This is a genomic window from Streptomyces sp. NPDC093801, from assembly GCF_040701585.1.
Taxonomy (GTDB): Bacteria; Actinomycetota; Actinomycetes; order Streptomycetales; family Streptomycetaceae; genus Streptomyces.
On record NZ_JBFBDP010000019.1, the window covers coordinates 93,175 to 113,564 of the forward strand.

The window sequence follows — 20,390 nt, forward strand, 5'->3', positions numbered from 1 at the left end:
ACCCGACCCGGCCGCCCCGCACGGCCGTCGAAACGGAGACCGACACGTGACCAGCGGCCTGCCCCGTCGCTTCCTCGACCTGCTCACACGTCCCCGGGTGGCCGGGGCGGCCTGGTGGAGCGTCGTCTCCAGACTGCCGGTCTACCTGATGTCGCTGGCCCTCGTCCTGACCGTCCGCGAGCAGGGCGGCAGTTACGCCCGGGCCGGACTGGTCGCGGCGCTCTACACGATCGGGATGGCCCTCGGCAGCCCGCTGATCGCCCGCCGCCTCGACCGCAGCGGCCGCGCGGCGGTGCTGACCGCGACCGCCGTCGCCTACCCGCTGGCGCTCGCCGTCCTGGTGTGGGCGACCCGCCCCGACGGCTGGGCGCAGCCGGTGGCTGCGGTCGTCGCGGGGATGGTGCTGCCGCCCGCGAACGCCTGCATGCGCTCGCTCTGGGCGCGGCTGCCGCTGCGGGAGGAGGAGCGCGAGACGGCCTACCTCTGGGAGGCGCTGCTCACCGAGGTCCTGGTGATCGGCGCGCCGCTGATGCTGGCGGCGCTGATGCTGGCCGGTCCGGCGGGCCTGGCGCTGACGGTGATCGCGGTGGTGGGCGGGGTGGGCACGCTCGGGCTCGCGTACACCAGGCTGCCCGCCGGCACCGAGGCCGCCCCGCAGGCCCCGAAGGGTCCGCGCCACCCGCTGGGCCCGCTGCGGGAGCCGGCCCTGCTGGCGCTGACCGGCATCATGGCCGTCTCCGCGGTGCCCATCGGCCTGCTGACCCTGGCCATCCCGGCGTTCGTCGACCGGCACGGGGCTCCGGGCGGCGCGGGCGTGGTGTACGCCTGCTGGGGTGTCGGCAGCGCGCTGGGGGCGGTCTGGCTCGGCCGGTCCCAGTCCGAGGTGGCCCCGCAGGTGCGCCTGGCCCGCCTCCTGCTGGCCTACGCCGTCGGCACCGGGCTGACGCTGCTCGCCGGGTCCCAGGTGGGGCTGGCCGTGGCGCTCGCGGTGGGCAGCGTGCCGATCGCCCTGGTCTCCGCCACCGAGATGAGCCTGGTGAGCGGCATCGCCGAAGGACGGTCCATGGCCGAGGCGTTCACCTGGGCGTCGCTGGCCACCGTCCTCGGCGACGCGCTGGGCCAGCAGGCCGGCGGGCTGCTGATGGAACCGTTCGGGCCGCGGACGGTGTTCGCGGTGGCGACCGGAACCGCCCTGGCCGCCGCCGCGCTGGCCCTCGCCTGCCGGGGGCTGCTGGCGCGGCGTGCGGCGCCGGCGCTGAAGTGCGCGGCATGACGGCCGGGCCCGGCACACCCGCCCCTCGCCCCGTACCCGGCGCGCAGCCGCTCCCCGTCCTTCCCTCTCCCCGCCCCCCGTCCCCCGTCCCCCCTACCCCGCGCCCCGGCGCCGACGACACGAGGTGGTCCACCATGAACGCCGCGCTCACCGAGCAGCGAACCGACGGGCCCGCCGGGCCGTGCCCCTTGTTCCGCCCGGTCGACGGGCAGGAATTCGCCGGAGCGGTCCGGGAGTTCCTGGACTCGCCCGGGCTCCCGCCGGTGCCGGTGCCGACCGGGGACCGCGCCGATCTGGCGGAGAGCGTCGAGCTCGCCGGCCGGCTGTACGGCGGCCTGCGGCGGCCGCACCCGCTGGACGTCGGGGTCGTCCTCGGCGCGGGGCACCTGCCCGAGGGGCTCGCGGAGCTGGCCCGTCCGTTCGCCCGGACGTGGGCGGGCGAGGAGGAGCTGGCGGACGTGGCGGCGTTCCGGGCCCGGCACGGCGGTTCGCTGCTGCTCGTCGGCCTCTACGACCGGCTCACCCTCGACCCCGTCCGGGACCTGCTGATGGCCACCTACCGGGGCCCGCGGCACGGCCTGACGCTGCTGAGCGGCCGCGACGGCGCCTCCGTCTGCTGGAACGTAGCCAAGCAGTACGCGGAGCCCGCCCTCGACGTGGACGCGCTGGGCCTCTTCACCGACACGGACCGGCCCCCGCGGCTGCCCGGTGTGCAGGTCTTCGACGACCGGGACTTCGAGCGCGCCGACATCCAGGCGGAGATCCTCGGCACCCGGTGGCGGCGGGTGGGCTTCCAGGGCCACGGCAAGGACGACAGCGTCAACCTCGGCGAGTTCACCCTCTGCGGTCTGAACGCCTCCGCCCCGGCCGTGCCCGGACTGCTCGGCCCGCGCTGCGCGTACGGCCTGCCCTGCTACAAGCCGGAGGACAAGCTGGTCCCCCTCAACCGGGTGGAGGCCGTGGAGCTGGTGCTCAGCGCGTGCAACAGCGGTCCCCTCGCGGACCTCGCCCTCTACGACCCGAAGTACCAGCTGCTGCTGAACGCCCTGGACGGTCCGGCCCGTACGGTGGTCTCGGCGGTGTCGGTGCACGACTCCGACCGGCCCGAGAACGTCGCCTGGATGCACGGCGCCCTCACCGGCGCGGACTCGGTCGACACCCTCAACGCCAGCCTGGCGGGCTCGCACCCCTACCCGGCGTTCATGCGCTTCGGGCTGCCGGGCGCGCCGCAGGAGACGCCGGCGCCACCCGCTCCCTCGGACCACCGTCCCAACCCGCTGCTGTTGACCACGGGCGCCCGGCTCACCGCCTACCTCGCCTCGGACCTGCTGCCGCACCACCACGGGCTGCGGCCCCGGCTGACCAAACTGGCCCGGAAGGTCGACCTCTGGGTGGCCAGGCCCACGCACCTCGCCGACCAGTCGCCCGAGCAGATCGAGGCCTCCCTCACGGCGGACCTGCAGTCCCTCGACCACGTGATCGCCGAGCAGGTCGCGGCCGATCCCGAGACCGAGCTGATGAACTACCCGGCGTACTTCGGCGACCGCAGCAGCCTGGACCCGGACGTCCGGGAGGTCACCTGCCACTGCGGCCGCCCCGCACAGGAGTTCACCCGGCGGGGACTGCTCCCGCACGTCCTGGACACCACCTGCGCCGTCTGCATGCGGTGCGGCGACGTCACCTTCCGGATCCCCGACGCGCCCGCGCTGCTCGCCCACGCCGCGGACGAGGTCGCGCAGGGCGGGGTGCTGGAGGTGCGGGCCACGGTCACCGCGGCCCGTACCGGGCCGGTCCGGCTGGGCCTCTTCGTCCCGACCTACCTGCGCGAGGACACGACCGTGGAGCCCGCCACCACCAGGATCCGGCTCACCGGCGGGCGGGCCGAGGACGTCGCGTTCCGTGTGCACTTCGCCCCCGGGACCGCCCCGCAGGCCTACTACTTCACCGTGTTCGCCGTACAGGACCTGGCCGTCTCCACGGCCCGGCGGCACTTCGGCGTCCTTCCCCGGACCGTCTGACCGACCCCCACACCCCACGAGGAGAAGAGCATGCAGAGCCAGGACGTAGCCGAGGCGGGCACCGCGCCCGCGGACGGGCCGGCGATCGAACTGATCGAGCAGAACGGCGAAGTGACCCTCAGCATCGGCGGCGAGCAGGCCATGCAGGCCTGGGAGCGGGACCTGATGTGGGCCAGCGCCGACATGCTGTGCGAGTACGGAAAGGACTTCTACGAGGTCGGGCTCGGTCTCGGCCTGTCCGCGCTGCGCATCGCCGGCAACCCCGCGACCCGCAGCCACACGGTGCTGGAACTCTTCGACGAGGTCGAGGACCTGTTCCGGGCCCGGCACCCTCACGTACCCGACAACCTCACGATCGAGCGCGGCGACTTCTTCGAGCGGATCTTCGAACTGCCGTCGGAGAGCATCGACGGGATGTTCTTCGACCCCGCCCTCGACATGGAGGTCTGGACGGACGCCGATCTGTGGGCCCAGGCCATGCCGGAGGTCGTCCGGGTGCTGCGCCCCGGCGGCGTCTTCATCCCGTTCTTCAGCACCAAGCCGGAGCTGCGCTGGCAGTACCTCCCGCACTTCCGCCGGATCCGGGTCGAGCGGCACCCCTTCGCCGCGTACGACACCACCGAGTACACGCACGGCGGCACCACCGGCGACGCGTTCATCCAGTGCTTCCTCAAGGACTGATCCGCTCCGCCCTTCAGCCGCCCCGACCGCACCAGCGCTCATCCCGGAGGTACCTCCCATGGCCATCACCCCGCCGCTCGACCCCCCTGCCCCCCTCGGCTCCCCCTCTTCGCCCGGCATCCGCCCCGACCTGGGCATCCGCTCGGTCTTCCTCGCCGGTCCGTTCATCCAGCTCCTGGACCCCGAGACCGGGGAGATGCCGGCCGGTGCCCGGGCCCCGTTCGACGTCCTGATCAAGCACTTCGAGGCGCAGGGGCTGTCCGTGCACAACGCCCACCGCCGCGAGGCGTGGGGGGCGGAGCTGATGCGGCCGGAACAGTGCACCAAGCTCGACCAGGACGAGATCCGCAAGGCGGACGTGTTCGTGGCCCTGCCGGGCCACCCGGCCTCCCCGGGCACCCACATCGAGATCGGGTGGGCCAGTGCCTTCGGCAAGCCGATCGTCCTGCTGCTGGAGCGCGACCGGGAGTACACCTTCCTGGTGCAGGGCCTGCACACGGTCGCGTCGGTGGAGTACGTGGTCCACACGGACATCGCCGCCTGCCTGCCCGCCGTCGACCGGGCGGTGGACCTGGCGGTCCTGCGGCAGCGGGAGGGCGGCGGCGGCCGTCGCTGAGCACGGCCGGGCGGACGCGCCCGAGGGGCCGGCCCTCCTCCCGCCCACCCCGGCCGCCCACCGGGTGGGACCTGCACGCCCGTCCCCGGACCGGTGGGCCCCGCCGCCGGGGGCGGGCGGCCGGAGCGGGGGGGGGAGGACCCGCCGCACACGGCGTGAGAACCGGACCACGCAGCCCCCGCCCGGGGGCCGGTCGGCCCTACTCCCCGCCGGGCGCGCACAGCCAGTCTGGGAGCACGGAATCCAGGGGTTGGAGGAATCATGCACCACCTGCGCAGCGTCAACGACGTCATGACGCACGCCGTCGTCTCGGTCGACGGCACGGCGCCGGTCCACGACATCGTCGAGACCATGCGGCGGTGGGGCTTCAGCTCCCTGCCCGTCCTGTCGGCCGGGGGCAGGGTCGCCGGTGTGGTCTCCGAAGCCGATCTCCTGGCCAAGGCGGAGGGCACCGACGCCTCCCACAGCGTGACCGCCGGGCAGCTGATGACCGTTCCGCCCGTGACCGTGCCCCGGCAGGCCACGATCGCCGCAGCCGCCCGCCTCATGGCGCAAGGACACTTCAAGCGGCTGCCGGTGGTCGATGACGACGGCAGGCTCGTGGGCGTCGTCAGCCGCGGCGACCTCCTGAAGATCTACCTGCGCCCCGACGCGGACATCGCCGAGGAGCTGCGGGACCTGATCACCACTCGGCTGGTCCCCTCCGGAACTGCCGACGTGCACGCGCACGTCGACCACGGCGTCGTACGGATGGAGGGCGAGGTGGCCGATCCGGCGCTGGCCGACGTGCTCGTGCGCGTCGCGCGTACCGTTCCGGGGGTCGTGGACGTCACGTCCACGCTCCACGCGCGGGTGCCGGCCTGACGGCGGCCCGTTTCAGGGCCGGCCGTCGCCGTCGCCCCCGGGCGCAGACGGCCGGTCCGCCCGCCTCGGCGACGGGCGGACCGCTGCCGACGGTCGTGCCTCTCAGGCGGCCGTGGCCAGTTCGCTGCTGATGTGGTGGGCCCAGGTCTGGATCCGTTCCGAGTTGCGGAAGTCCCCGCCCTTGCCGTGCCGGACCAGTGCCTTGGCGATGATTCCCGGGGTGTGGTCGGTGATGCTGCCTCCGAAGGTGACGTGCTCCCGGGCGCCGAGCCGTTCCATCTGCCGGGCCACCGCCGGCACCGGCGGGATCTCGTGCCGTTCGGCGGAGCTGTCGACCGGGCCGCTGCTGAACAGGAAGACCGGCCGGTGCCTGAGGTACTGCTCATTGCGTTCCGCGCAGTGCAGGGCCTTGCCGCTCCAGCGGCCGGCGTACAGGGCCCCGCCCAGGACGACCGCGTCGAAGCCCCGGACGTCGTCCACGTCGTCCGCCGGGAGCACCACGGCGTCGAGGCCGTCCTCGCGGAGGGCCCGTCCGATCTCCGAGGCGATCCCGGCGGTGGCGCCGTGCCGGCTGCCGTAGGCGACGAGGACCCTTTTGGCGGTCATGCCCGCTCTCCCGTCTGCGAGGTCCGGGCACGCCTGACGGGAATGCTGCGGCGGCCGGCGGGCGGTTCGGTCTCCATCGGGACGCGGACCGTGAGGATGCCGTCCTCGTAGGAGGCGTCGACTCCTTCGGTGGGGATCGGTCCGGGCAGCCGGACGCTGCGGAGGAAGGATCCGTAGCGGAACTCCGAGTGGTCCTTGGCCTCCGTGCTCTCGGTGTGCTCGGCGCCGACGGTGAGGGTGTCGCCGTCGATGGTGATCTCGACGTCCTTCTCGGGGTCCAGCCCGGGCATTTCGGCACGGAGCGTGTACGTGCCGTCGCTGCTGGTCACCTCGATCGGGATGGGGTGGGTGCCGAGGGTCGGCCGCCACATCGGGAAGCGCGGGAAGTCCGATCCGAGCCAGTCGGAGAGGTCGGGGAAGAGGCTGCGCCTCCGCTCCATCTGTGTGTCTGCCATGGGGTGCTCCCGGGTCTCCGACGCCGTGCGACGGCGCCTCCGTGCGGTTTCCGTCACCACTGTCGGCCCGTCGGCCCACGGTCCGCTTGGGCCTGTCGGGGCAGTGCCAGGACCATTCGGCCCCGGGTCGGGCCGTGCACGGCCCGACCCACGGGGTGGGGCGCCGGCCGAGGCGTCGCGTGGAGCTCCGCCGCGGCGTCGAGCACACTGGTGGAGGGGAGGCGACGGGGCCATCGGGCCCACGCCCGGAAGCCGCGGGCACGCGAAGACCGGAGATGGATTCGAGTCAGGAGGCCGCCGATGAGCACCCCGTCCCCCACCCGCATCGCCGCAGCACTGCCGGCCGACGCCCGCACGCGGCTGATGGAGACGGCCCGGGAGGTGAACTTCGCCGAGGGGACCCGTCTCTTCCGCGAGGGCGGCCACGCCGACAGGTTCTGGATCGTCCGGTCCGGGACCGTGACGCTGGACGTCCACGTTCCCGGTCGGCGCGCAGCGGTCGTGGAGCGTCTGGGCGCCGGCCAGCTCGTCGGCTGCTCGTGGCTGTTCAAGCCCTACACCTGGCACCTGGGCGCCGAAGCGATGACCCCCGTGCGCGCGTACGAGTTCGATGCCGAGCGCGTGCGGACGCTGATGGACGCCGACACCGCATTCGGCTCCGCCATCGGCCAGTGGGTCGCCCAGGTCCTCGCCCACCGCCTGCAGGCGACCAGGGTCCGCCTGCTCGACCTGTACGCCCCTTACGGAAGCGGCAGCTCCCTGTAGCCGGTCCTCGGCGGCGGGCTACTCGTCCGCCTCCTCGTGCAGATGCCGGACGTGGGCGTCCGGGCCGGGGAAGAACACCGACGTGCGGCCGGTGTCGGACCAGCGCACGTCGTAGGGCGGGGTGCCGTCGGCGTGGTGCAGGGCGATGACCTCCCCGTCCCGGCCGGGCCGGCCCACGGTGGGACCGCCCACGACGATCTGATCGCCGACCTCGGCGTGGATGCCTGACCCGTGTTCCGGTGCAAAGGCCTTCATGACCTCGCCTTTCCGTGGAATGCGCCCCGCAGGAGCCGGGCGGCGACGAATGCGCAGAGTGCGGCCGCCGCGGCGAGCCCCATGCCGGTCGGGCCGACGGGCTCGGTGTCCAGCAGCGATCGCAGCGAGGGGACGTACAGGGCCGCCAGCGCCAGGACGGCGGATCCGGCCACGGCCGCGGGCAGGAAGAGGTTCTCCCTGGTCATCAGCCGGGCCCTCAGTCCCAGGGCGACGCCCAGCTGGGCCGCGAGCAGGGCCAGGAAGAGCACGCTCTGCCAGGGCAGGCCGACGGTGCGGGCGGCGGCTGCGGCCAGCAGGCTGACCGCCGTCACGGCGGATGCCAGAACCAGGAGGCGCTGCCAGACACCTGCGGCGAGGATGTGCTGGCCGGGCGGCCGGGGCGGCCGCCGCATGGCGTGCGGCGCGACGGGCTCGGCGCCCATGGCCACGCCGGTGAGGCCATGGGTGAGGAGGTTGATCCACAGGATCTGCCCGGCACGCAGGGGCAAGGGCAGGCCGAGCAGCGGGCCGAGCAGCATCACGAGGATCTCGGCGGCTCCGCCGGCCATGGCGTAGACGAGGAAGCGCCGGATGTTGTCGTACACCCGGCGGCCTTCCTCGACGGCCGTGACCACGGTGGCGAGCTCGTCGTCGGTGAGGACGAGGTCGGCGGCCTGGCGGGCCACCTCCGTGCCCCGGGCCCCCATGGCGACACCGATGTCGGCCTGGCGGAGGGCGGGGCCGTCGTTGACTCCGTCGCCGGTCATGGCGGTGACGGCGCCGCGGGCCCGCCAGGCGTGGACGATGTCCAGCTTCTGTTGCGGGTCGGTGCGGGCGAAGACCCTGATGCCGGTCAGGTCGGTGTCCGGCGCGGCGGCCAGCTCGGGGCCGGTGAGGACCTCGCCCGGCTGCCCGTCCTGGACGAGGCCGGTGCGTTCGGCGATCGCGCGCGCCGTCGCGGGGTGGTCGCCGGTGATCAGGACGGAGGTGATGCCCGCATCCCGGCAGGCCGCCAGGGTCGCGGCGGCAGCGGCTTTCGGCGGGTCGCTGAGGGCGATCAGCCCGAGCAGCCGCAGGCCCCGCTCGGCCTCGACGGCCGGCTGGTCCCACACGAGCCGCTCCGTGCCCGCGACCGCCAGCACGCGGAACCCGTGGGCGGCCAGGCCGGCGGCCTCCGCGCGGGCCCGGTCCAGCAGCTCGGGCGGGTCGGCCAGCACGCCGGGCGTGAGGACCGCCTCGGGAGCTCCCTTGAGGCACACCAGCACGTTCCCGTCGGGCAGGTGGTGCAGTGTGGTCATCCGTTTGCGCAGGCTGTCGAAGGGCGCTTCCGCGATCCTCGGGCAGGCCTGGTGGAGCTCGGCCGGGCCGGGGCAGCCCGCTTTCGCAGCGGCTGCCAGCAGGGCGGCCTCCATGGGGTCGCCGATGGCGCTCCAGGCGTCCGATCCGCCTCCGGGGGGCTTGAGGCTCGCGTCGTTGCACAGGGCCGCCGTGGTGAGCAGCTCCCGCAGCGGGCGGAGCTCCTCGGGCGTCGGCGTGCGCCCCGCGCGTGTCAGCTCGCCGTCCGGTGCGTATCCGCTGCCCGACACGTCGGCGCCGCCGGAGGGCGTCCACAGGTGCTGGACGACCATGCGGCCCTCGGTGAGGGTGCCCGTCTTGTCCGTGGCCAGCACGCTCACCGACCCGAGGGTCTCGACGGCCGGCAGGCGGCGGACGAGAGCGCCGCGCGCCGCCATGCGGCGGGCTCCGAGGGCGAGGGCGAGGGTGACCACGGCCGGCAGGGATTCGGGGACGGCCGCGACGGCCAGGCTGATGGCCGTGACGGCCATCGTGCCCGGCGCCAGGTCCCGCAGCAGGCCGAGGGCGAAGACCAGCGCGCACAGGGCGATGGTGACCAGGGCGAGGACGCGTCCCAGGGACGCGAGCCGGCGCTGGAGCGGGGTCGGTTCGTGGCCGCCGTCCAGGAGTGCGGCGATGCGGCCGAGGGCGCTCGCCGGGCCGGTGGCCGTGGCGGTGGCGGTGCCGCGGCCGCGTACGACGACGGTTCCGGCGGACACCGTCCCGCCCGCGGTCTTGTCGACCGGTTCCGACTCGCCGGTGAGCATCGTTTCGTCCATCAGGAGCGCGGACGCCTCGGTGAGATCGGCGTCCGCGGCGACGATGTCCCCCTCCCCCAGCAGCAGGGTGTCCCCCGGGACCACCAGGGCGGCGGCCACCACGTACGGGGCTCCGTCGCGCAGCACCCGGGCGTGGGGGGCCGAGAGCGCGGAGAGCGCGGCGACGGCGCGATCGGCCCTCACCTCCTGGACGACGCCCACGGTGGTGTTGACGACGATCACCAGTCCTATGACGACGGCGTCCGGGTGGTCGCCGATGGCGACGGTGAGCGCGGCGGCACCGAGCAGCACCATGATCAACGGGTCTCGGAGCTGGGCGAGGACCCGGTGGTACAGGGGCGTCGGCGGGGGCTGCGGCACCTCGTTGCGGCCGTAGCGGACCAGCCTGCGCTCGGCCTCGGCCCGGGCCAGCCCCGAGGGGTCCGGGCCCTGCGGCGCTCGGACGGGCTGTGCGTCGATCGCGGGGCGGGTCATGTCGGCCTCATCGCTCCGGGACGGTGATCAAGCGGGCGATGACCTCGGCGGGGAGGCCTTCCCGCAGATCGGTGGCCACGGCCGGCTCCGGACGGCGTTCCCGGATCCGGTCGCCGGCCTGGTCGGGCCCCTCCGCGACCACCCGTCGCGGATCCGTCCGCCCCGGGGTGCCGTCGGCGTGGTGGGCGTCGTTCCCGGGCGGCACGGTGAGCACCGGACGGACCGGAAGGTGGCGCGAGCGGGCTTCGTCGGCGGCCCGGGCCGGAGGCGGTCGCCACTCCCGTTCCGGGTCGATACGCCCGCGGGCGACACGGGCGCGTTCCCACCGGCCGGTCACGAGCCGCTCCCGAAGTCGGCCCCCACCCGTGGGAGGAGGAGGACCGGGCAGTGGGCGTGGTGCAGCACGCGGTGCGGGACGCGGCCCAGGCTGCGGCCGATTCCCAGCGGGGTGAGCGCCCTGCGCCCGCCCATGACGAGCAGGTCGGCGCGGCGGGACGCCTCGACGAGGACGCCCGCCACGGAGACGCCCTTCTCCGCGTCGCTCTCGACCGGCAGCTCGGGGAACTCCGCGTGGACCGCGTCCGTGACGGCTTCCAGGACCGCCGCGTGCTCCCCGGCGATCGCGTCGACGTCGTCGAGCATGGGCACCACGCTGCCGACGGACCGGAGGATGTTCCACACGTGCACCAGCCGCAGCGACGCCTTGCCCAGCTCGGCCTCCCGCGCCGCGTACCGGGCGCACGCGAGGTCGTGCTCGTCACGGACGGCGACGAGGACGCTGCCCCGCTCACCCGTCCCGTCGACGCCGCGGACCACGATGACGGGAGTCCTCGCGCCGGCTGCCGTGTCGAGGCCGACGGAGCCCAGCATGAGCGAGTCGAAGCCGCCCAGGCCCCGGCTGCCCACCACGATCGTGCCGTGCAGGCCGCCGGCCCGGTACAGGCTCGTGACGGCGTCCGCGCGGCTGAACTCGGTGGTCACCAGCAGACCGGGATACGCGGCAGCGACGGCCTTCGCCGTGTCGTCCAGGAGCACGCGGCCGGCCGCACGGACCTTTTCGACGCTCTCCGCGGACAGGTACAAGGCCCTGGCGTCCGTGTCGGCACCGTAGACGAGGCGCAGGGGGCGGCTGCGGCGTACGGCCTCCCCGGCGGCCCAGAGGGCAGCGAGGCGGGCCGGCTCCGATCCGTCCACACCGACGATGACCGAGCTGGTGTCCGGGGTACGGATGGTGCTTTCCACGATTGCTCCCGACAGCGGGGCCGATGGGGACACCACCCACGCTGACACCGGCGGCGTGGGTGGGAAGAGGGCCGCACGGGACCGCTGCCAGGACCAAAGGTCCCCATCGCGACGGCCCGGCTCCGTCCGGCCGCGGCCGGGTGGCCCTTCCGGTCCCGGGAAGGGGCTGTTCGGCCCTCGATTCCGCCTTCTCCCCGGCGGAGTGTGGGCAGCACACGGACGCACCACTTCGGCCTCCCACGAACAGAGACGCAGGAGGGCTCCATGCAGAACAACCACGTAGCGGTCGGAGTCGACGGCTCCGCCGAGGGCCGGGCGGCCGCCCGTTGGGCGGCGCGGGAGGCCGTCCTGCGGCGGGTGTCCCTGCGGCTCGTCCACGCCGTCGACTGGCCCCTGGACCCGGTCCTCCCCGGCGTGGGCAGGCAGGACGTGGACCGGTGGGCGGACCAGGCCCTGACCGAAACGGCGGAGGAACTGCGCCGGCTCCATCCGCTCCTGGAGATCACGACCCGCTGTCCGCAGGGCCGCCCGGCCGCCGCCCTCGCCGCCGAGGCGGCCGACGCGTCGCTGCTGGTCCTGGGCTCGCGCGGGCTCGGCGGGCTGGTCGGCTTCCTCGTCGGCTCGGTGGCGCTGTCCACCGTGGTCGCCACCGACACCCCCGTCGTCCTCGTCCGCGCCGCCGACGGCCCGGACGACACCGCCGGCGGCGGTACGGCCGCCGAGGTGGTCGTCGGCGTCGACATCCGCGAGGCCGGCGACCGGATGCTCGCCTTCGCCTTCGAAGAGGCGCAACGGCGCGGATGCCCGCTGCGGGCCGTGCACGGATGGAAGATGCCCCCCGCCTACGCCTACGTCCCCTTCTTCGACCCGGACAACGAGCGGGACATCGGCCGGAGCGTCACCCGCATGGTCGACGACATGCTGCTGCCCTGGCGGCACAAGTTCCCGGACGTGAACGCCACCACCAGCGTGTTCACGGGATCCGCCGGCGAGCGGCTCGTGCGGGCCTCCCGGGGAGCGGGGCTGGTCGTGGTCGGCCGCCACCTGCGCCGCTCCCCGCTCGGCGTGCACCTCGGGCCCGTCGCCCACGCGGTACTGCACCACGCGGCAGCGCCCGTGGCGGTCGTCGCCCACGCCTGAGGCACCCGCCCCTTCCGCCGACCCATCGCAGAGGACAGGCCATGGAACACCTGCGCACCGTCGACGACGTCATGACCCATGCCGTGATCTCCGTCGACCACGACACCGCGTTCAAGGACCTGGTGGAAACAATGCGGATGTGGAACGTCAGCGCCCTTCCCGTCCTGTCCGGTGAGGGAAGGGTGACCGGCGTCGTGTCGGAAGCCGACCTGCTGCTCAACGGGACGGACCCCGACCCCGACCGCGCGACCACCGCAGAGCGGCTGATGACGCACCCGGCCGTGACGGTGACGAAGGACGCCACGCTCGAGGCCGCGGCACGCCTGATGGCGCGCCGCCACCTCAAGCGCCTGCCCGTGGTCGACGGCGACGGCCACCTCACCGGCGTCGTCAGCCGCGGCGACCTGCTGAAGGTCTACCTCCGGCCCGACGCCGACATCGGGGCCGAGATCCGTGAACTGATCACGGGCCGGCTCACCCCCAGCGGTTCGGCAGAGGTCCACGTCCACGTCGCGGGCGGCGTCGCCTACCTGTACGGCACCCTGCCCGATCCCACGCTGGAAGACGTGGTGGTGCGCGCCGCCGGGACCGTACCGGGAGTCGTGGACGTCAAGGCCGACTTCACGGTCACCGCACCGGTGTGAGGAGAGGACCCCCGGCCGGTCCTGGGGGCCGGTCTCCCGTCAGAGGAGGAAGATCCATGTCGAACAAGATCGTCGCAGGCCTGGACGGATCGGGCGCAGACGCCGCTTCGGCCGACTGGGCGGCCGAGGAGGCCGAACTGCGCGGAGCCGCGCTCGACCTCCTCCACGTGGAGGACTGGCCGGAGTACGCGCCCTTCGCCGTACCGCTGCCCGAGGTCCGCAGGCAGTGGACCGACGACCTCCTGGCCGGCACCCGCAAACGCCTGGAGCACGCACACCCCGCCCTGGCCGTCCGCACGCACCGGATCGACGGGCGCCCGGTGTCCGACGGCCTCGCGGAAGCCGCCGCGGACGCGGACCTCCTCGTTCTCGGATCACGCAGGCTCGGCGCCGTCGCGGGGTTCCTCGTCGGCTCGACCGGCTCCGACACCCTTCCCCGGACCGAGACACCCGTCGTGCTCGTCCGCACGGACCCGGACACCGGCGGCACGGCCGGGCGGGGCGGCGACGGCGGGCCGGTGGTGCTCGCAGTGGACCTCCGCAGCACCTGCGATCGGCTGATCGCCTTCGCCTGCGAGGAAGCCCACCGGCGGTCCTGCCCGCTGGTCGTCGTCCACGGCTGGTCACCACCGCCCGTGCTCGCCTACGCTCCCGCCCTCGACCCCGGCGTCGGGCAGGAGATCGCCGACGGGCTGGAGGCGGGCCTGCGGGACCTGCTGAGTCCCTGGCGGCTGAAGTACCCCCGGCTCGCCGTGGACTCACGCGCCGTCATCGGGCAGCCGGCCGTCCAGATCCTGGAGGCCGCGCAGGGGGCGGCACTGGTCGTCGTCGGCCGCCGCATCCGCCGCGCGGCGCTCGGCGCCCACATCGGCCCCATCACCCATGCCGTGATGCACCACGCCACCTGCCCGGTCGCCGTCGTCGCACACGACTGAGGACGCACGGGGCAGGTCATTCCGCCGCGGTGGCCCACGGCGCGCTCCTGCCTTGCGGGCGGCCGCCGGCTTCCTCCACGTCGCCGAAGGCGAGGCGCTTCAGCTGCGCGCCGAGGTCTTCCATGGCCCGGGCCGCGGCGAGCTCGTCACCGATCTCCGGTACGTCCGCGTCGGTGGGGTTGCAGCGCGCGGTTCCGTGGCCGGTGAGCTTCGTGGTGCCGGTGTCCAGTTCGACGCGGACGTTGGTCGTCCGGTCTTCCTCGAACAAGTAGACGCGGGTCTTCCATTCGCCGGTGTGCGACATGGTGTTTCCTCCGGTGGTGTCAGGAGCGGTTCCGGTGGCGGCGGGCCCAGCGGCGGGCCTCGTCGGTCCCCCAGACCAGCGGTGGGAAGGCCGCGATGAGGAGGACGACGTCCAGGGGCAGGGCCGCGGTGCCGAAGAGGTGCTGGAGCGGGGGCGCGTAGACGAGTGCCGCGGTGAAGGCGAGTTCGAAGGCGATGCCGGCGAGGAGCAGGGGGTTGGTGAGGAAGCCGATGTCGCGCAGGGCGGCGTGGTCGGTGCGTGCGGCGATGGCGGTGCCGACCTGGCAGGTGACGATCCCGGCGAAGGTGGCGGTGGTGGCGGTGAGGTAGGCGTGGTGGAGCGGGGTGCCGGGGCCGGTGGGGTCGCCGGGCTGCCATCCGGCGCGTTGCAGGACGTAGAAGAAGGCGGTCATGACCAGGGCCGCGGAGACGGTGCCCAGCCAGCCCCAGCTGCGGACCAGCATGTCTTTGCTGATCACTCCCTGGGTGCCGGGGCGGGGCGGCCGGGACATGACGCCCGGTTCGGCCCGCTCGCGGCCGAGGGCGAGTGCGGGGAGGGTCTCGGTGCCGAGGTCGATGGCGAGGATCTGGAGCACGGTCAGCGGCAGTGGCACCGCGCCGGCGGAGAGGGCGAACACGAGGAAGGGAACCACCTCGGGGGTGAGGTGGGCGAAGATGTAGACGATGAACTTGCGGACGTTGTCGTAGACCCGGCGTCCGGATTCGATCGCCGTGACGATGGTGGCGAAGTTGTCGTCCGTGAGGACCATGGTGGAGGCCTCGCGGGCCACGTCCGTGCCCGACTTCCCCATGGCCACGCCGATGTGGGCGCGGTGCAGGGCGGGGGCGTCGTTCACCCCGTCGCCCGTCATGGCCACGATCTGCCCGTGCGCCCGCAGGGCGTCGGCCACCTTCAGCTTCGTCTCGGGCGAGGACCGCGCGAAGACGATCTCGGTGTCGCCCTGGCGCAGGAGGTGGTCGAGGTCGTGGTCGGCGACCGCCTCGGACTGGGCGATCACCGTCAGCCCGGCCGCGCCGATGCCCACGGACCGGGCCACCGCGGCGGCCGTGGCACCGTTGTCGCCGGTGACGATGTGCACGGTGAGCCCCGCCTCGTGACAGCGTTCGACCGCGGCGGCGACCTCGGGGCGCGGCGGATCGTAGAGACCGACCAGCCCGAGCAGGTGCAGGTCCCGTTCGGCCTGCTGACGCCGCACCGGGGGTTCGGCACCGTCGGGCAGGTCGCGCACGGCGACGGCCAGCACCCGCATGCCGTCGCCCGCCAGCGCGTCGGCCGCCGCCTGCGCCTCGCGGGCCGGCTCCCCGTCCGCCAACAGGGTCAGGACGGCCTCCGGTGCTCCCTTGACGATGACGCGGAGGCGGTCGTGGTCCGTCGGCTGGACCACGGACATCAGGCGCAGGCGGGGATCGAAGCGGAAACAGGCCCGGCGGCCGGCGTCGCGGGCCGCCGGGTCGACGGGCACGGCCCGCTCCGCGGCCCCCTCGACCAGGGCGATCTCGGTCGGATCCCCGTGCAGCCGGCCGTCGGTCTCACGGGTGACGGTGGTGCACAGGGCGGCCGCCCGGATCAGACCGGCGCTCCGGGTCCCGGCCCCGGTGCGGTCCTCGGGCGTCCAGAAGCCGTGCAGGCGCATCTCGTTGCGCGTGAGCGTGCCGGTCTTGTCGGTACAGATGACGTTGGTGGAACCGAGGGTCTCCACGGCGCTCAGCCGCTTGATCACCGCTCCCTGCCGGGCCAGCACCCGGACTCCGACCGCGAGGGCGAGGGTGATCGTGGGCAGCAGCCCTTCGGGAACGTTGGCGACGAGCAGGCCGATCGCGAACATCAGCGAATCGGTCACCGGCAGGCCCACCGCCACACCGGTCACCAGGAACACGGCCCCCATGACGACGGCGACCGCCGCGATCAGCCAGGCGACCCTCTTGACCTGCTTCTCCAACGGGCTGGGCTCGCGCCGGGTCCGCTGGCTGAGGGCCGCGATCCGGCCCAGCTCCGTGTGGTCGCCGGTGGCGAAGACGATGGCCTGCGCCTGTCCTTCCGTGGCGCTGGTGCCGCTGAACACCAGGTTCGGCTCCTGGAGGACCGGCACCGCCTGCAGACCGGGGCCGGCCAGGCGCTCGACCGGGGTGGACTCTCCCGTGAGCATGGACAGGTCGGCCTCGATGCCGCCTTCCGTCAGACGGGCGTCCGCGGGGATCCGGTCGCCCTCCTCCAGGACGACGAGGTCGCCGGGGACCAGATCACGGGCGGGGACGTGCTGCGGCTGCCCGTCACGGATCACCCGGGCCCGTGCCGGAAGGTAGTGGGCCAGGGTTTCGACGGCCTTCTCGGCCTGCCGTTCCTGGACGAGGGCGAAGCCCGCGTTGACGAGGACGACCGCGACGATCGCCCAGCCGAGCACGTCGATGGCCGCGATGAAGGCGAGGGCCGCCGCCGCCCACAGGAGCAGTGCCAGGGGGTGGACGAGCTGCCGCAGGAGCTCCCGCAGGACGCTCGGCCGGGCCGTGCGTCGGACCTCGTTGGGCCCGTAGACCGCCAGACGCCGTTCCGCCTCCCGGCTCGACAGGCCCAGCGGTCCGGTGTGCAGTTCACGGCGGAGCAGCGGCAGGGGTTCGAGCGGATCCGGGGTGGCGTCCGGCCTGAGGTCCGGGTCCACGGCGCTGTCAGCCATCGTCGGCTCCCCGACCGGGCCGCAGGCGCCCGGACCACAGGGGCTCGACGCCCTCCCACTCGGTCTCCCAGGCGCGGGAACTGCGTGCGTCGACGATCCGGAGCCCGAAGCGGACGAAGGCGCCCGAGGCCAGCAGGATCCCGGCGAGCGCCCCCGTTCCCAGGCCGAAGGCGGCCAGCCCCACGTCGACCGCGCCGGGCGGCGCGTCGGCCGCGGTGCCCGCGTCGTCGACCCAGGCGCGGACCGTGTCCCCCTCACGCGTGCCCACGGGGACGGGGAGGGTGCCCGTGTGCGCGCGGTCGACGGGATAGTGCCACGTGGCGGGGGCGACGGTGACCGGCGTACCGCCCGGCCCGTCCCCGGCCCGGTAGGTGGTGCGGCCGACCGTGACGGCCCGGACGTCGTGCCGATGCCGGGCGACCGACTGGGCGGCGCGGCTTCCGTCGGTCCAGGCTGCCCGTCCGACGGCGAGGCCGCAGAACACGGCGACGAGGCAGGCCAGGGCGAAGGCGACGTGCAGACGGGTGCGGGTGCGGTCGGCCCTCCGCCGGAGCGGGTTGCTCCCCGGTCCCGACGTCCGGTCGTCCATGACGCGCCTCCGCACTGCGTACGTGCCGGCCCGGCCACCCGGTTCGGGCGGCGGGCTCGGCGACGATGGGGTGGGCCCGGGCCGCCGAGGAGCTGCGTCCGGCGGACGACGGCGGGAACCGAGCCCTTTCCCGTCCTCGTGGGCCGATGTCACTGTCATGCGGCCGACGGCGGTCGCGCATGGGCCGGACGGTTCCCGGCGGGGACCATCCGGTCCCCGCCGCAGCCGCCCGCCTCGGCTGCGGCCACGTGCTGCTTGACGTCGGCGAAGCTGTCGGGGACCACGGAGATCGAGTCGACCTCGACACCGACCAGGAACGCCGCGAACGCGGGGTCGTCACTGGGCCGCTGGCCGCACAGGCCCACGGGGCGTCCGACCGCGTGGGCCCGTGGGACCAGCATCCGGATCAGGCCGGTGACGGCCGGGTCGTTCTCGTCGAAGACGTCGGCGAGCGCTTCGGAGTCCCGGTCGACGCCGAGGGTGAGCTGGGTGAGGTCGTTGCTGCCGATGGAGAAGCCGTCGAAGCGTTCGGCGAAGTCCTGGGCGAGCAGGATGTTGGCCGGGATCTCGGCCATCACGTAGACCTCGAGCCCGTTCCCGCCGCGCCGCAGGCCCTCGCCGGCCATGACGTCGAGGACCTTGTCGGCCTCTTCGAGGGTGCGGCAGAAGGGGATCATGACGATGACGTTGGTCAGGCCCATCTCGTCGCGCACCCGGCGCAGGGCCCGGCATTCGAGGGCGAAGCCCTCGCGGTAGCCGTCGTCGTAGTAGCGGCTGGCGCCCCGCCAGCCGATCATCGGGTTGGCCTCGACCGGCTCGAACGGCCGCCCGCCCAGCAGCTTGGCGTACTCGTTGGTCTTGAAGTCGCTGGTGCGGACGACGACCGGGTCCGGCCACCGGGAGGCGGCGATCCGGGCGATGCCGTACGCGAGGCGGTCCGTGAAGTAGCCGGTGCGGTCGAGGTGGCCCTCGGTGAGCTGGTCGACGGCGCACCGGTCGGCCGCGTCCAGGCGCTCGGGGTGGACCAGCGCCATGGGGTGGACCTTGACCTGGTGGGCGACGATGAACTCCAGGCGGGCCAGTCCCACGCCGTCGGCCGGCAGCCGCCACCAGCGGAACGCCGCCGACGGGTCGGCGAGGTTGAGCATCACCCGGGTACGGGTGGCGGGCAGGGCGGCGAGGTCGGTCTCGGTCTCCTGGTACGGCACCAGGCCCGCGTACACACGGCCGCGGCTGCCCTCGGTGCACGAGACGGTGACGTGCCCGCCGCGCGGCAGGACCCCGGTGGCGTTGCCGGTGCCGACGACGGCGGGGACGCCAAGTTCCCGGCTGACGATCGCCGCGTGCGAGGTGCGGCCCCCGTGGTCGGTGACGATCGCGGCGGCGCGCTTCATGATCGGTTCCCAGTCGGGGTCGGTGATCGAGGTGACCAGCACGGCGCCCGTGGGGAAGCGGTCCAGGTCGACGGGGGTGTCCAGGCGGCACACGGGGCCGGCGCCGATGGCCTCGCCGACCGCGATGCCTTCCGCGAGCGGCTCACCGGGCGTGCCGGTGAGGCGGCAGCGGCGCAGGGTCGTCGACCGCCGGCGGGACTGCACGGTCTCCGGCCGGGCCTGGACGACCGCCAGCTCGCCGGTGATGCCGTCCTTGGCCCACTCCAGGTCCATGGGGCACCCGTAGTGCTCCTCGACGGCCACGGCCCAGGCGGCGAGCTGGCGCGCCTCGGCATCGGTCAGGACGCGGCAGCCGCGCTCCTCGGCGGAGGTGTCGACCGTGTCGGTGAGGCCGCCCTGGGCGTAGACGGCCTTGCGGCGCTTGGCTCCGATGCGCACGTCGATGACGGGGTTCAGGGCCGGGTCCTTCAGGGAGGGCTTGAAGACGGTGTACTCGTCGGGGTCGGTCTGCCCGCTGACGACGGTCTCGCCGAGGCCCCAGGCCGCGCTGATCACGACGACCTCGGGGAAGCCGGTCTCCGGGTCGAGGGTGAAGATCACCCCGGCACCGGCGAGGTCGGAGCGGACCATCGCCTGGACGCCGACGGAGAGGGCCACGCCCAGATGGTCGAAGCCCATGCGCTCGCGGTAGTCGATGGCCCGGTCGGTGTAGAGGGAGGCGAAGCAGCGGTGCACGGCCTCCAGAAGCGGCTCGGCGCCGCGGACGTTCAGGAACGTCTCCTGCTGCCCGGCGAAGCTGGCTTCGGGCAGGTCCTCGGCCGTGGCCGAGCTGCGCACGGCGACTTCCGGTACCGGTCGGCCCAGTTCCCGTCCGAGGGCCTCGTACGCGGAGGTGATCTCGTCCCGCAGGGCCTCCGGCAGCGGCTCGGCCATGATCAGCGAACGGATGGCGGCACCGACGTCCTCGAGCGCGGCGCCGTCGCGGTACCGGTCCAGCTGTGCCGCGATGCGGATGCGCAGCCCGTGCCGGTCGAGCAGTTCCCCGTAGGCCTCGGCGGTGGTGGCGAAGCCGGGCGGTACGGTCACGCCCGCCGACGCCAGCCGGACGGTGAGCTCGCCCAGCGAGGCGTTCTTCCCTCCGACCCGGCCGAGGTCGCCGCGGCCGAGCCGGGTGAAGGGTATGACGCGTCGCATGTCTTCCATGACGGCCTCCGTGGCCTGCCTGACGGCGGGTGCTCAGTAGGGCAGCGGGCGGCCGGACGGCGTGCGCAGGTCCAGGGGAGCGGGCTCTCGGGGCCGCTTCGGCGGGGTCTGCATCCGTATGCGCTG

General features: G+C 74.1%; 19 protein-coding genes. 9 read left to right on the forward strand and 10 right to left on the reverse strand.

Features of this window, described 5'->3' with window-relative positions; translation table 11 throughout:
* Positions 1–46 precede the first annotated feature (46 nt).
* The 5 genes from AB0469_RS22720 (at position 47) to AB0469_RS22740 (ending at position 5,452) form a co-directional block, all read left to right on the forward strand.
* Positions 47–1,273 carry an MFS transporter gene (locus AB0469_RS22720; protein ID WP_366453234.1) on the forward strand — a complete coding sequence of 409 codons (1,227 nt, stop codon included), beginning with the start codon at positions 47–49 and terminating at the stop codon, positions 1,271–1,273.
* A gap of 134 nt (positions 1,274–1,407) precedes the next feature.
* Positions 1,408–3,291: a hypothetical protein gene (locus tag AB0469_RS22725; RefSeq protein ID WP_366453235.1), complete on the forward strand. Its 1,884-nt coding sequence runs from the start codon at positions 1,408–1,410 to the stop codon at positions 3,289–3,291.
* A 30-nt stretch (positions 3,292–3,321) separates the two neighbouring features.
* Positions 3,322–3,972, forward strand: coding sequence for a class I SAM-dependent methyltransferase (locus AB0469_RS22730; RefSeq protein ID WP_366453236.1), 651 nt, complete (start codon positions 3,322–3,324; stop codon positions 3,970–3,972).
* Positions 3,973–4,030: 58 nt separating this feature from the next.
* On the forward strand, positions 4,031–4,588 hold the full coding sequence (locus AB0469_RS22735) for a nucleoside 2-deoxyribosyltransferase (RefSeq protein ID WP_366453237.1): 558 nt from the start codon (positions 4,031–4,033) through the stop codon (positions 4,586–4,588).
* 261 nt (positions 4,589–4,849) lie between these two features.
* A complete protein-coding gene (locus AB0469_RS22740; RefSeq protein WP_366453238.1) occupies positions 4,850–5,452 on the forward strand; it encodes a CBS domain-containing protein in 603 nt (200 codons plus the stop codon).
* A gap of 102 nt (positions 5,453–5,554) precedes the next feature.
* Here AB0469_RS22740 and AB0469_RS22745 read toward each other — a convergent pair whose 3' ends face one another.
* Together AB0469_RS22745 and AB0469_RS22750 are read right to left on the reverse strand one after the other, a co-directional pair.
* Entirely contained in the window at positions 5,555–6,058 is a 504-nt protein-coding gene (locus tag AB0469_RS22745; protein WP_366453239.1) for a flavodoxin domain-containing protein, read from the reverse strand.
* Positions 6,055–6,513: an Hsp20/alpha crystallin family protein gene (locus tag AB0469_RS22750; protein WP_366453240.1), complete on the reverse strand. Its 459-nt coding sequence runs from the start codon at positions 6,511–6,513 to the stop codon at positions 6,055–6,057. Before AB0469_RS22750 ends, AB0469_RS22745 begins: the two co-directional genes overlap by 4 nt.
* Before the next feature lie 300 nt (positions 6,514–6,813).
* On the opposite strand from AB0469_RS22750, the gene AB0469_RS22755 reads away from it, so the two are divergent.
* The gene (locus tag AB0469_RS22755; protein WP_366453241.1) at positions 6,814–7,278 is read left to right on the forward strand and encodes a cyclic nucleotide-binding domain-containing protein; all 465 of its coding nucleotides are present in this window, start codon (positions 6,814–6,816) and stop codon (positions 7,276–7,278) included.
* An 18-nt stretch (positions 7,279–7,296) separates the two neighbouring features.
* Here the strand turns inward: AB0469_RS22755 and AB0469_RS22760 are convergent, their stop codons facing one another.
* From AB0469_RS22760 to AB0469_RS22775, 4 genes are read right to left on the reverse strand one after another with little or no spacing between them, the layout of a single operon-like run.
* Positions 7,297–7,533, reverse strand: a complete 237-nt coding sequence (locus AB0469_RS22760) for a DUF1918 domain-containing protein (RefSeq protein WP_366453242.1) — start codon at positions 7,531–7,533, stop codon at positions 7,297–7,299.
* A complete protein-coding gene (locus tag AB0469_RS22765) occupies positions 7,530–10,121 on the reverse strand; it encodes a cation-transporting P-type ATPase (protein WP_366453243.1) in 2,592 nt (863 codons plus the stop codon). The genes AB0469_RS22760 and AB0469_RS22765 overlap by 4 nt, the downstream gene beginning before the upstream one ends.
* A gap of 7 nt (positions 10,122–10,128) precedes the next feature.
* A complete protein-coding gene (locus AB0469_RS22770; RefSeq protein ID WP_366453244.1) occupies positions 10,129–10,458 on the reverse strand; it encodes a hypothetical protein in 330 nt (109 codons plus the stop codon).
* Positions 10,455–11,363, reverse strand: coding sequence for a universal stress protein (locus tag AB0469_RS22775; protein WP_366453245.1), 909 nt, complete (start codon positions 11,361–11,363; stop codon positions 10,455–10,457). The genes AB0469_RS22770 and AB0469_RS22775 overlap by 4 nt, the downstream gene beginning before the upstream one ends.
* 264 nt (positions 11,364–11,627) lie before the next feature.
* On the opposite strand from AB0469_RS22775, the gene AB0469_RS22780 reads away from it, so the two are divergent.
* From AB0469_RS22780 to AB0469_RS22790, 3 genes are read left to right on the forward strand one after another with little or no spacing between them, the layout of a single operon-like run.
* Positions 11,628–12,503, forward strand: a complete 876-nt coding sequence (locus AB0469_RS22780) for a universal stress protein (RefSeq protein WP_366453246.1) — start codon at positions 11,628–11,630, stop codon at positions 12,501–12,503.
* Between the two features lie 41 nt (positions 12,504–12,544).
* Complete coding sequence (locus tag AB0469_RS22785; RefSeq protein WP_366453247.1) at positions 12,545–13,147, forward strand: CBS domain-containing protein; 603 nt, start codon at positions 12,545–12,547, stop codon at positions 13,145–13,147.
* A 56-nt stretch (positions 13,148–13,203) separates the two neighbouring features.
* Positions 13,204–14,082, forward strand: coding sequence for a universal stress protein (locus tag AB0469_RS22790; RefSeq protein ID WP_366453248.1), 879 nt, complete (start codon positions 13,204–13,206; stop codon positions 14,080–14,082).
* 16 nt (positions 14,083–14,098) lie between these two features.
* Here AB0469_RS22790 and AB0469_RS22795 read toward each other — a convergent pair whose 3' ends face one another.
* From AB0469_RS22795 to ppsA, 4 genes are all read right to left on the reverse strand, one after another.
* The gene (locus AB0469_RS22795; RefSeq protein ID WP_366453249.1) at positions 14,099–14,386 is read right to left on the reverse strand and encodes a DUF1876 domain-containing protein; all 288 of its coding nucleotides are present in this window, start codon (positions 14,384–14,386) and stop codon (positions 14,099–14,101) included.
* Between the two features lie 19 nt (positions 14,387–14,405).
* The gene (locus AB0469_RS22800) at positions 14,406–17,078 is read right to left on the reverse strand and encodes a cation-transporting P-type ATPase (RefSeq protein ID WP_366453250.1); all 2,673 of its coding nucleotides are present in this window, start codon (positions 17,076–17,078) and stop codon (positions 14,406–14,408) included.
* Positions 17,071–17,667 (reverse strand): hypothetical protein, encoded by a 597-nt coding sequence (locus tag AB0469_RS22805; protein ID WP_366453251.1) that lies wholly within the window; start codon positions 17,665–17,667, stop codon positions 17,071–17,073. The genes AB0469_RS22800 and AB0469_RS22805 overlap by 8 nt, the downstream gene beginning before the upstream one ends.
* A 155-nt stretch (positions 17,668–17,822) precedes the next feature.
* On the reverse strand, positions 17,823–20,264 hold the full coding sequence (gene ppsA / locus AB0469_RS22810) for a phosphoenolpyruvate synthase (protein ID WP_366453252.1): 2,442 nt from the start codon (positions 20,262–20,264) through the stop codon (positions 17,823–17,825).
* Between the last annotated feature and the right edge of the window lie 126 nt (positions 20,265–20,390).

Bases quoted from the DNA above. Each gene is read 5' to 3' on its own strand.
- AB0469_RS22795 (WP_366453249.1), bottom strand. From the start codon at position 14,386: ATGTCGCACACCGGCGAATGGAAGACCCGCGTCTACTTGTTCGAGGAA.
- AB0469_RS22785 (WP_366453247.1), top strand. From the start codon at position 12,545: ATGGAACACCTGCGCACCGTCGACGACGTCATGACCCATGCCGTGATC.
- AB0469_RS22740 (WP_366453238.1), top strand. From the start codon at position 4,850: ATGCACCACCTGCGCAGCGTCAACGACGTCATGACGCACGCCGTCGTC.
- AB0469_RS22760 (WP_366453242.1), bottom strand. From the start codon at position 7,533: ATGAAGGCCTTTGCACCGGAACACGGGTCAGGCATCCACGCCGAGGTC.
- AB0469_RS22745 (WP_366453239.1), bottom strand. From the start codon at position 6,058: ATGACCGCCAAAAGGGTCCTCGTCGCCTACGGCAGCCGGCACGGCGCC.
- AB0469_RS22725 (WP_366453235.1), top strand. From the start codon at position 1,408: ATGAACGCCGCGCTCACCGAGCAGCGAACCGACGGGCCCGCCGGGCCG.
- AB0469_RS22735 (WP_366453237.1), top strand. From the start codon at position 4,031: ATGGCCATCACCCCGCCGCTCGACCCCCCTGCCCCCCTCGGCTCCCCC.
- AB0469_RS22730 (WP_366453236.1), top strand. From the start codon at position 3,322: ATGCAGAGCCAGGACGTAGCCGAGGCGGGCACCGCGCCCGCGGACGGG.
- AB0469_RS22805 (WP_366453251.1), bottom strand. From the start codon at position 17,667: ATGGACGACCGGACGTCGGGACCGGGGAGCAACCCGCTCCGGCGGAGG.
- AB0469_RS22755 (WP_366453241.1), top strand. From the start codon at position 6,814: ATGAGCACCCCGTCCCCCACCCGCATCGCCGCAGCACTGCCGGCCGAC.
- ppsA (WP_366453252.1), bottom strand. From the start codon at position 20,264: ATGGAAGACATGCGACGCGTCATACCCTTCACCCGGCTCGGCCGCGGC.
- AB0469_RS22790 (WP_366453248.1), top strand. From the start codon at position 13,204: ATGTCGAACAAGATCGTCGCAGGCCTGGACGGATCGGGCGCAGACGCC.
- AB0469_RS22800 (WP_366453250.1), bottom strand. From the start codon at position 17,078: ATGGCTGACAGCGCCGTGGACCCGGACCTCAGGCCGGACGCCACCCCG.
- AB0469_RS22780 (WP_366453246.1), top strand. From the start codon at position 11,628: ATGCAGAACAACCACGTAGCGGTCGGAGTCGACGGCTCCGCCGAGGGC.
- AB0469_RS22765 (WP_366453243.1), bottom strand. From the start codon at position 10,121: ATGACCCGCCCCGCGATCGACGCACAGCCCGTCCGAGCGCCGCAGGGC.
- AB0469_RS22750 (WP_366453240.1), bottom strand. From the start codon at position 6,513: ATGGCAGACACACAGATGGAGCGGAGGCGCAGCCTCTTCCCCGACCTC.